Genomic DNA, 10,821 nt, shown 5'->3' with positions numbered 1-10,821 from the left:
GTTTAAGGTCAAGGGCAAGACCGTGGGACTCCGTCCCACTCCCTGCGGCCTTTGAAAAGGCCGGCGAAACTTTTACCCTGGTTAGCTTGGCAAGACATAATAAAACGTTCACGACGAACGCAGTGAGGAGTGGGTAAAAGTTTGTGGGGTTTGGGGCAACACCCCAAGGTCTTAAGAGGACTGGCCCCGCTAACTCTATTATAAGCCAAACCGGACCGGTTGTCAACTACATCTTGTGGATTTTAAAATTTCTTTTTGAGAACAACCCCTAAATATAGGGAAGGCGGAGAGCCGGTGCCAGCTCTCCGCAAGGTCGGGCGTCCAGATATTTCTAGGGGTTTCCGGGTTTTGGGAGGCTAGTCCTCCTCTTTTGTCACCGCAATATGTAGCTCGTCCAGTTGGGCCTGGGAGACGGGGCTGGGAGCGCCCATCATCACGTCCTGGGCGGACTGGTTCATGGGGAAGGCGATGACCTCCCGGATGTAGCTCTCCCCGGCCAGCAGCATAATGATCCGGTCCACGCCGGGGGCGGCTCCCGCATGGGGCGGCGCGCCGTAGCAGAAGGCGTTGTACATGGCGGGGAACTTGCTGCGCACGTCCTCCTCCGTGAGGCCTACCAGCTCGAAGGCCTTCACCATCACCTCGGGGTCGTAGTTCCGCTCCGCGCCGGAGGCGGTCTCGTAGCCGTTCACCACCAGATCATACTGGTGGGCCCGCAGGTCCAGGGGGTCCATCTCCCCCCGCTCCGCCTTGAGCAGGGCCTCCTTGCCGCCATGGGGCATAGAGAAGGGGTTGTGGCCGAACTCCAGCTTGCCGCTTTCCTCGCCGATCTCATACATGGGGAAGTCCACAATCCAGCAGAAGGCGTACTGCTCCTCGTCCATGTGCTGGGGGCAGGCGGCGCCCAGGAGCTTCCGGGCCACTCCGGCGGTTTTCTGGGCCACGGCCTTGGGCCCAGCGGCCAGCATCACCAGGGAGTTGGGCTCCAGCTCCAGAGCGGCGGTCACCTTCTCCGCCAGGGCTGGATCGGCGTTGATGAACTTGGCGATGCCCCCGGCGATCTCCCCCTTCTCGTCCACCTTGAACCAGTAGGTCTTTTGGGCGGTCTGGACCTCCACGTCGGCGCAGAGCTTGTCGATGGCCTTGCGGGTGAGAGTGCACCCAGAGACGGGCACCGCTTTCACCACGGCGTTCTCAAAAGGCCCGAAGCCGCAGCCGCCCAGCAGGTCCGTCACGTCCCGGATCAGCAGGTCGATGCGCAGGTCGGGCTTATCGCTGCCGTAGTCCTCCATGGCCTGGAGATAGGGGATCCGGCGGAAGGGGGCCTGGGAAATCCGCTTGTAGAGGCCGAATTTCTCGAAGATGGGGGGCAGAACCTGCTCCAACACGGCAAAGACCTCCTCCTGTCCGGCGAAGGCCATCTCCATGTCCATCTGGTAGAACTCCCCGGGGGAGCGGTCGCCCCGGGCGTCCTCGTCCCGGAAGCAGGGGGCGATCTGGAAGTATTTGTCAAAGCCGGAGGCCATGAGCAGCTGCTTGAATTGCTGGGGTGCCTGGGGCAGGGCGTAAAACTTGCCGGGATGCTTGCGGGAGGGAACCAGATAGTCCCGGGCGCCCTCGGGGGAGGAGGCGGTGAGGATGGGGGTGTTGATCTCCGGGAAGCCCAGGTCCTCCATGGCCCGGCGCAGGGCGGAAACCACCTGGCTGCGCAGGACAATGTTCTTCTTTACGGCAGGGTTGCGCAGGTCCAGATACCGGTAGCGCAGGCGCTGGGTTTCGTCGGCATCCCGGGAGAAATTGATCTCAAAGGGCAGCTCGTTGTGCTGGCAGCGGCTGAGAACCTGAATTTCGGTTGGAGCAACTTCAATATCCCCGGTGGGGATTTTGGGGTTCTTGTTGGTACGCTCCCGGACAACGCCGGTAACGGCAATCGTGCTCTCCTTATTAAGAGCCTTGATCTGAGCCAAAAGCTCGGGGGTTTCCAGGACGGCCTGGGTGGTGCCAAAGAAATCCCGCAGGATCAGAAAGGCCACGCCGCCGCCCACTTCCCGGAGGTTTTCCAGCCAGCCACAAAGGGTGACAGTTTTCCCGGCATCAGCAAGGCGGAGCTGGCCGCAGGTATGGGTTCTGGGGGTTAACATAGTATCGACTCTCCTATCAAAGCGCAATATAAAGTAAGTATAGCACACTGGGGCGCGAAGGTCAACCTTATCCCAAGGGAAGGACAGCGCGGCGGCAATCGAAAAGTTTCCATAAAGAGATGTGATGGAAAGCGCTCCTCTATCCAAACCGTCAGCGGAGAATATAGTTAACGAAAACCGCCCCCGTATACCGGAGGCGGTTTATGCCACACATAGGTTAGACCATCTCTTGCAAGCAAGCCGGGAATTTCTCCGCAGGCTTTGAAAGCAGCGAAACCTTTTTCCAAATGATATGGCAGGGAGTTTCCGGCGCGCTGGTAGGGCTCTGCTCCCGGGCCACGGCCAAAAAAGTATTGCAGGACGCGGAATTCCAAGGGACCTCCCCTTTTCCTTTTCAATACGAAGCCGTTTATAGCACGAAAGCTGGCAGGTTTCAACCGGATTTCCCAAAAAGAGCGGGACCCGTCTCTAGGCCCCGCCTTAGAGTCTGTTTTAAAAACGGAGAAATGCCGGATATAAAACAGACTCTCGTTATTTGGCAAAATCCACGAAATTTTCCGGCGTCAGCTCGTAGTCCACATAGGAGCGGTGCGCGCCCAGCTGGTCGGTCCAGGCGTCCTCTCGCAGGCCCACCGCCTGAAAGCCTAGCCGCTCGTAGACGTGACGGGAGCGCAGGTTTTCCCGGTCCGGGTCCACCGTGATCTTGTGGTACCCCTGAACCTCAAACAGCCAGCGGATGAGCATACTCAGCAAGATCTTTCCGTACCCGCGCTCCTGCTGGGGAATCTCGCAGATCTTCACGCCGATCCAGGCGCTGGACCCGTCATTGGGCCCGTAATTCATCTCGCCGATGGGGGCGCCGTCCAGCTCCAGAATCAGCCGCCGGCTCTCGTCCGTGCCCTGGGCGATGCGGGCGGCGATCTCCGCCGCCGTCTCCCCGGTGCCCAGGGGGAACCCCGCGTGGGCCATGAGCTCGCCGTTGTTCCACCAGACGGCCAGCTGGGGCGCGTCGGCGGGGACGGCGTTTCGGATGGTGAGATTTTTGTACTTTAGCAGCATAAACAACCTCCGCTTTTGGAGAAGTAATAGGAGGCCTCCGGCACACCGCGCCAAACGAGGCGAAATGCGCAGGCTGGGTTTCGCGGTGTGTCATGAGTTTTGCTTCGCAAAACTCTACCAAGCTGGGTGCGGACGCTCTCAGCTGGCCAAGGGCCTGTCTCACCTGCCAGCTCGGCCGGGTCAGAACAATCGCCACTGGCGATTTTCCCCGCCCCTGGACCGCGCAATGTGTCTTGCTTTACCGCACAAAGCTAACCAGGGTAAAAGTTTCGTCCACCTTTTCAAAGGTGGCGAGGTGTGGAGCAGAGCTCCACGACCTTGCCGTAGGCGCGCCCTTTGCGCCGGAGGCCTCCCACTACTCAAAAAAATTTCCCGCTCAATCCTCCCCAAAGGTAAGCATCTGGGTATCCGTCCCGTAGCTGACGAACACGGAGACGATCTCCAGGTTCTCGTCCAGCACCACCAGATCGGCCGCCTTACCCGGCTCAATGCTACCAATCTCCTCCTCCAGCCCGATGGCTCGGGCGGGGATCAGGGTGGCGGACTTCACCGCCCGCTCAAAGGGCACGCCGTAGCTTACCAGATTTTTGACCTCCTGGTGGAGGTTAGTCACGGAGCCCGCGATGGTGCCATCCTGCAGGGTGGCCTTGCCGCCGCGCACCGTCACCATCTGGCCCCCCAGGTCAAAGGCCGTGCCCTCGGGCATCCCGTTTGCCCGCATGGAATCGCTGACGATCAGGGCCCGGTCCCCCAGAAGGGCGAAAGCCGTCCGCAGCACCGCCGGGTGGATGTGCTGGCCGTCGCAGATCAGCTCCCCCCGCACCCGGCTGTCGTCCAGCACCGCGCCCACCACGCCGGGGTCCCGGTGGTGCAGGCCGCTCATGGCGTTGAACAGGTGGGTGGCGTGGGTCACGCCCCAGTCGAAGGCCTCCTTGGCCTGCTCATAGCCGGAGACCGTGTGGGCGATGGACACGGTGCACAGCTCTTTGGCCCGCTTCACGAACTCCTCCCCGCCGGGCTGCTCGGGGGCCACGTCCACCAGTCGCACAATGCCCCCGCACAGGTCGAACATCTCCCGGAACATCTGGAAATCCGGGGCCGCGATGTCCGCCTCGTTCTGGGCGCCTTTGCGCTCCTTAGAGATAAAAGGGCCTTCCATGTTCACCCCGGCCACTTTGGCGCCGTCGGGGACGGGCTCGTCCATACAGGCCTTGGCGGCCAGCAGGGCGCTCTCGATGACCCTGCGGCCCACCGTCATGGTGGTGGGGCAGAAGGAGGTCACCCCGTGGGGCAGGAGGAAGCGGCTCATCTCCCGGATGGCCTCCGGGGTTCCGTCGCAGGCGTCCACCCCGGCGCAGCCGTGGATGTGCACGTCCACAAAGCCGGGCACAATGGTATAGCCCGCCATGTCCACGGCAATATCCTCAGACTTGCGGGACAAGTCCTTTCCCGCCCGCAGAATCCTGCCCTTGTCAATCTCCACGTCCCCCGCCGCCAGACGGAAGTCCTGATCCAAATATTTTCCGTTGATAAGAAACATTTTTGCACTTCCTTAATTTATAATAGAAGCGTGTTCAGGATCACCAGCAGGGTGACCCCCGGCACGCCCAGCACCCCGGAGGCCGCAAGGCTCAGCCGGTTCACCGGGATCCACACGCCGGTGTACTGCCCGGTGAGATTCACCAGCGCCAGGGCCAGCAGCCCCAGGGCGGCGGAAATGAGAAAACTTTTCATGGCGGAAAGCCCTTTCAACAGAGTTTGAAGTATAAGATAATTTTAGCCTGGTGGAACAGAAAAAGTTTTGTCCACTTTTTCAAAAGTGGTGGGAGTTTGAGGGCAAAGTCCTCAAGGTCCTGCCGCAGTCTGCGCCGCTATGCAGACGGAGGCCACTCCGTAATACTTCAAAACTATGCGCGAAAGCAGCCTCCTATGCCTCCTCCGGCACGAAATCGATGCGCCCGGTGGCCACGTCCGCCGCCGCAATGATGATTCCCAGCTCCTGGCCCATCATCAGCGTCCGGCCGCCCCGCAGATCCCGGTGGCAGATCTCCCCGTCAAACTCAAAATCACAGCCTTCAAAATCGCTCAGGCTCACAAAGCCCTCGGCGTTATTGGGGAGCTTTACAAACACGCCCTTGGGGGTCACGCCGTTGATTACTCCGATATGATGTTCCCCCAAGTGCTGGCGCATATACTCGGCGGTGTAGCAGTCCTCCGCGTCCCGCTCTCCGGTGACGGCCCGCACTTCGTTCTGAGAACTCTCCAGCGCCGACTCTTTCGCGAACGCCTTATAGCGCTTCCGGATAGCTCCCCGGTCCTCCCCTCTTACCAGATCACTGAGAATCCGGTGGATGGAGGTGTCCGGATACCGGCGGATGGGCGAAGTGAAGTGGCTGTACTCTCCCAGTGCCAGGCCGAAATGCCCCAGCTCCCGGTGGTCATAGCGGGCCTTGTCCATGGTGCGGAGGATCCGCTGGTTCACCACCGCCTCCTTGCCGGTGCCCTTCACCCGTTCCAACACGGCGGCAAAATCCTTGGCCGTTGGCGTACCCCGGCTCAGCTCCTTGCAGGGAACGCTCAGCCTGTCCAGCAGGTCGCAGAGCTCGACCACCCGGTCCGGGGTGGGCTTTTCGTGGACTCGGTACAGGAAGGGGATCTCCGCCGCCAAAGAGGCTTTGGCCGCCGCGATATTGGCCGCGATCATCAGCTGCTCGATGAGCTCCTCTGCCAGCCCCTGGGTCCGGGGCTGGATGTCCACGCACACTCCGTCCTCGTCCAGGATGAACTTGGTCTCGTCGCTGGAGAGGTCCATCTGACCCCGGCCTTTACCGTTTTTGGCCAGGATATCCGCCAGTTCCTTGGCGGTCTCCAGGCTCTCCCGCACCGGGGCGTACTTATCCAGAATCTCTTGGCTGGCCGTGCCGTGGAAGATCTCGTTCACCTCGCTGTATACTCCCCGTACCTTGGAGTTGATAACGGTTTTGGCGAAGCGGTAGTCGATCATATTGCCTTCCCTGTCGAAGTCCATCAGGGCGGAGAAGGTGAGCTTCTCGGTTCCGGCGTTCAGAGAGCAGACCCCATTAGACAGGGCCTCGGGCAGCATGGGGATCACCCGGTCCGCGAAATACACCGAGGTGCCCCGGAGAAAGGCCTCCTGGTCGATGGGGGTATTGTATTTCACATAATGGGACACATCGGCGATGTGCACCCCCAGACTGTAGCCGTCCACGGTTTTCATGGCGGAGACCGCATCGTCCAGGTCCTTGGCGTCGGCACTGTCTATGGTAAAGATAGGCTCGTCCCGCAGGTCCAGACGCTGGTCAATGTCCGCCTGGGTCACGGTCATCCCGGCGATCTTCTCCGCCTGGGCCAGCACTTCTTCCGGAAACTCTGTGGGAATACCGCAGCGCTCAATGATAGCGTCCGCGCAGACCCGGGCCCGGTCCCCCGTGCCGAACACAAAGGTCACCGCAGCCTGGCTCCAGTCTCCCCGGCCGTCCTGGATGGGCTCTATGAGTACCTTATCACCGTCTTTGGCTCCGCCGGTTTTATTGGGGGAGACCTCCATGTCGTAGCGCACCGGGCCGTCGGGAGTCACCCGGGCTCCATAGGGGTCCACCCGCATGGTGCCCGTCAGCTTCTTCTCTCCCCGCTTTAAAATGCGCTTCACCTTGCCGCTGGGGCCCCTGTCCCGCTTTTGCAGGTCATAGAGCAAAACGGTATCCCCCACAAAAGCGCCGTTCAGGTCCCTGCCGGGAATAAAAATATCCTCGCCGATTTTAGGCCGGGCAAAGCCGAACCTCTGGGACAGAGACACCAGCTCCGCCTCCACCTCTCTGGCAGGCGGGGCCAGCTTGACCCAGTGGTCTTTGTCAATTTTTACCTCTGCCTTCTCCTCCAGGCTGTGGAGGGCTTGGTAAAAGGCGTCTTTATCCCGCACGCCCGATTCCCTGTGCAGGGCCTTGGAGGGAACGCCATCCCCGCCGCAGCGTTTCAGCGCGGCGATGATGAGCATTTCCTCCGGAGTGTTGGCGGCAGAGGGCAGGGTATAGCTTTCCACGCTGTTTCCGCCCGGCGCTGCTGACTTGTGGTTTCTCATCATATTCCTCATTTCTTTATTTATTATCCTTTTTGATAGTGGCGCTCCATGAGCCAGTACTCTTCTTATTCCAGCCTGTTCACAATCTCCTTGAAGTGCCGTCCTCTGACCTCGAAGCCCGGGTACAGATCGAAGGAGGCCGACGCCGGGGAAAGGGACACCACATCTCCGGGCTCTGCCGCTCTTCTGGCCAGCTCCACTGCCTGGGCCATGTCCCGAGCCTCGTGGATCTCCGGCTTTCCAGGCCGGTACTCCCCGCAGTTTTCCACCGCCCGGCGGATTTTGGGACCCGTATCCCCCATCAGAATCAGGGCTTTCACCCTCTGGCAGATGGCCGGACCCAGAGGGTCGTATGGGATGTGCTTGTCATAGCCGCCGCAGATGAGCACCAGATTTTCTTTATAAAAGGAGAGCGTTCCCGAAATGGTCCGACTGGGGGAGCTGGCAATGGAATCGTTGTAATACTTTACCCCGTCCAGCTCCCGGACGAACTCCATCCGGTGTTCCACACCGCCAAACTCCGCCGCCACCCGCCGCATATTCTCTGGGTCTACGTCCCCCCAGACGGCGGCGATAGCGGCCATATAGTTTTCCACATTGTGCCAACCGGGTAGCTTGATTTCGTCCACCGCCAGCAACTTTTCCCCATTAACATACACCGCCTGACCGTCGCAGAAAACACCCCTGGCCGGCCGTTTCCTGCGGCTGAAGGTCCAGCAGTCTCCCCGGACTTCTCCCTGGAAACCGGCGGTAATTTCGTTGTCGGCGTTGAGCACTGTGCGGGAAAAGCCGTCCTGATGCAGAAAAATATTCTTCTTGGCCTCCACATACTCCGCCATGTCCTTGTGCACGTCCAGATGGTTGGGAGCCAGATTGGTGACCACAGCCACGTCCGGGCCGCTGCCCATGGAGATCAGCTGGAAGCTGGAGAGTTCCACCACTGCCACATCCTCCGGGCGGATCCCGTCAATCTCCGGCAAGAGGGGCTTGCCGATGTTCCCCCCCAGATGCACGGTTTTCCCCTGGGCTTTCAAGAACTCCGAGAGGATGGTGGTGGTAGTGGTTTTGCCGTCGCTGCCTGTGACGGCATAGATCTTGCAGGGACACAGCCGGAAGAACACCTCCATCTCGCTAGTAACAGTCTGGCCCCGCTTTCGGGCTTCCTCCAGCTCCGGCAGGTGAAACTTCATCCCTGGCGTGCGGAAGATGACGTCCTCGGAAAGGTCCCGGAGATAGTCCTCCCCCAGGTGAAGCGCCACGCCCAAAGCCCGGAGCTTTTCCCCGTTTTCTCCCAGCTCCGAAAGATTCCGGCGGTCCCGCACAGACACAACCGCTCCTCTGTCCTGAAACAGTTCGATTAACGGCATATGGCTTCTTCCCACACCGCAGAACGCCACCCGCCTGCCCCGAACCTCCTGAAAAAACCGCTCTTTATCCATTGTTTCCCTCTTTTCTCCGGCCTTCCGGATCGCCGCTGTAAGTACTATACAAATGGTAGTATACGCCCCCCCTCTCCATCAATTCCTGGTGGGTCCCTTTTTCTTCGATACCCTTTTCCGTAAGCACCAGAATCATCGTAGCGTTTTGGATAGTGGAAAGCCTGTGGGCAATGGTAAATGTGGTCCGGCCCTTTGAGAGCTTCTCCAGGGATTCCTGCACGATCTTCTCGCTCTCGTTGTCCAGGGCGCTGGTGGCTTCGTCCAGAATCATAATAGGCGGATTCTTCAAGAAAGCCCGGGCGATGCTGATGCGCTGCTTCTGCCCGCCAGAGAGCTTCACGCCCCGCTCGCCTACATAAGTATCATAGCCATGGCTCAGCCCGTTTATGAATCCGTCCGCCCCGGCCTGCCTTGCCGCTGCCTCTACCTCTTCCCGGCTGGCGCCCGGCCTGCCATACTCAATATTCTCAAACACCGTGCCGGAGAACAGATATACGTCCTGCTGCACAAAGCCAATCTGCTCCCGCAGGGACTTCAGGGTCACTTCCCGGATATCCTGGCCGTCGATGAGAATCCTTCCCTCGGTCACGTCGTAAAACCGGGGGATCAGGTTGCACAGGGTGGTCTTGCCGCTGCCGGAGGGGCCCACCAGGGCGATATTCTGGCCGGGCTTCACGTCTAAGTTGATCTCGGAAAGCACCTGTTTCCCATCGTCGGCATAGCTGAATCCCACATGCTCGAAATGCACCCCGCCGGCCTTCACCCGCAGGGGCTTCGCCCCGGGCTCATCGAAAATCTCCACGTCCGCGTCCATAATTTGGAAGAAGCGCTCAATGCCGGTCATGCCCTGCTGGAACTGCTCCGCGAACTGCACCAGCTGCCGGATGGAAGTGATCAGGGTGCCCACATAGAGCATATACGCCACCAGGTCCGCAGGATTCACCTTGCCGTTTATCATGAAGATGGCCCCCACCAGCAGCACCAGAAAGTGCATCAGTCCGTCAAACAGGCGGTTGGTGGCCTCAAAGCCGCCCATCAAATAGTATCGGCCCCGCTTAATATGAAAGAATTTCCGGTTTCCGGCCTCAAATTTCTCTGTCTCCACGTCCTCGTTGGCAAAGGATTTTACCACCCGCACGCCCAAAAGACTGTCCTCCACCTGGGCGTTGATCTCACCGATCTGGGCCCGCTGCTGCCGGAACTGGCTGCGCATTTTCATATTGAACCAGGCTGCAGCCAGCACCATGAAGGGCACGATGGAAAAGACGATCAGGGTCAGGGGCACATTCACCCCGCAGAGGATGGCAAAGGCCCCGATGATCTTGATGCCCGCCATGAAGATCTCCTCCGGGCAGTGGTGGGCGAACTCCGTCACGTCGAACAGGTCCGAGGTGATCCGGGACATGATCTGCCCCACCTTCATATTGTCAAAATAGTTGAAGCTAAGCTTTTGCAGATGGGCAAACAGGTCCGTGCGCATGTCAGTTTCCATTTTCGCTCCCATAATATGACCGATGGAGGCCCGGAAGAACGTGGCCCCGGCGTCCACCGCGCACAAAAACAGATAGAGCGCGCCAATCTTCAGCACCAACTCCAGGGTCAAGGCCCCCAGGTCATTGATGCCTAAGTCAGTGACGTAGCGCACCAGCAGGGGCAGAGTCAGCTCGCACAGGGTGGTCAGCGCCGCGCAGAACAGGTCGAACACCATCACCCACAGATATTTTCTGAAATAGGGCAGAAAGCGCCGCACCAGGCCCTTCCGCCGCCTCTTCTGATTTTCCTCCATGTACCTTTCCTCTCTTTTTGTGTAGTTTATTAGGGGGGCAAGCAAGCCCGGCGGCGCGGTGAGGGGCACCCAGTCCGGGCGGGCGAGTTGGCTTTGTCCAAGCTGCCCGCCGCCGGCAGGTTCCGGTTTCCAGGGGACGCTTTTTCTCTTGCAAAAAGCGTCCCCTCTTTGCGCATTCTGCGCAAATTCACCCCTGGCAAAAATGCGCTTCTCAGGTGTTAAGGTCAAGGGCAAGACCTTGAGGGCGTTGAGTCTCAGCTGGTCTCGTCTGCCGACTCGGTCAGGTCAGAACGCTCC

General features: G+C 59.8%; 7 protein-coding genes. All 7 read right to left on the bottom strand.

The window, feature by feature from the left end; translation table 11 throughout:
- Window positions 1–356 precede the first annotated feature (356 nt).
- The gene (gene aspS, locus D7X94_RS12095; protein ID WP_120427952.1) at window positions 357–2,141 is read right to left on the bottom strand and encodes an aspartate--tRNA ligase; all 1,785 of its coding nucleotides are present in this window, start codon (window positions 2,139–2,141) and stop codon (window positions 357–359) included.
- A gap of 531 nt (window positions 2,142–2,672) precedes the next feature.
- Window positions 2,673–3,200, bottom strand: coding sequence for a GNAT family N-acetyltransferase (locus D7X94_RS12090; RefSeq protein ID WP_120427951.1), 528 nt, complete (start codon window positions 3,198–3,200; stop codon window positions 2,673–2,675).
- Window positions 3,201–3,576: 376 nt separating this feature from the next.
- Window positions 3,577–4,740 carry an N-acetylglucosamine-6-phosphate deacetylase gene (gene nagA / locus D7X94_RS12085; RefSeq protein WP_120427950.1) on the bottom strand — a complete coding sequence of 388 codons (1,164 nt, stop codon included), beginning with the start codon at window positions 4,738–4,740 and terminating at the stop codon, window positions 3,577–3,579.
- Between the two features lie 17 nt (window positions 4,741–4,757).
- Entirely contained in the window at window positions 4,758–4,967 is a 210-nt protein-coding gene (locus tag D7X94_RS12080) for a pro-sigmaK processing inhibitor BofA family protein (RefSeq protein WP_279221786.1), read from the bottom strand.
- A 160-nt stretch (window positions 4,968–5,127) separates the two neighbouring features.
- A complete protein-coding gene (gene rnr / locus D7X94_RS12075) occupies window positions 5,128–7,302 on the bottom strand; it encodes a ribonuclease R (protein WP_158591014.1) in 2,175 nt (724 codons plus the stop codon).
- A 62-nt stretch (window positions 7,303–7,364) separates the two neighbouring features.
- Entirely contained in the window at window positions 7,365–8,738 is a 1,374-nt protein-coding gene (gene murD / locus D7X94_RS12070) for a UDP-N-acetylmuramoyl-L-alanine--D-glutamate ligase (protein WP_120427947.1), read from the bottom strand.
- Window positions 8,731–10,524 carry an ABC transporter ATP-binding protein gene (locus tag D7X94_RS12065; protein WP_120427946.1) on the bottom strand — a complete coding sequence of 598 codons (1,794 nt, stop codon included), beginning with the start codon at window positions 10,522–10,524 and terminating at the stop codon, window positions 8,731–8,733. The genes murD and D7X94_RS12065 overlap by 8 nt, the downstream gene beginning before the upstream one ends.
- Window positions 10,525–10,821: the final 297 nt, after the last annotated feature.

The organism is Acutalibacter sp. 1XD8-33 (genome assembly GCF_003612555.1).
GTDB lineage: Bacteria > Bacillota > Clostridia > Oscillospirales > Acutalibacteraceae > Acutalibacter.
Note: the sequence above shows the minus strand (reverse complement) of the source record. Positions and strands in the feature narration are given on the sequence as shown.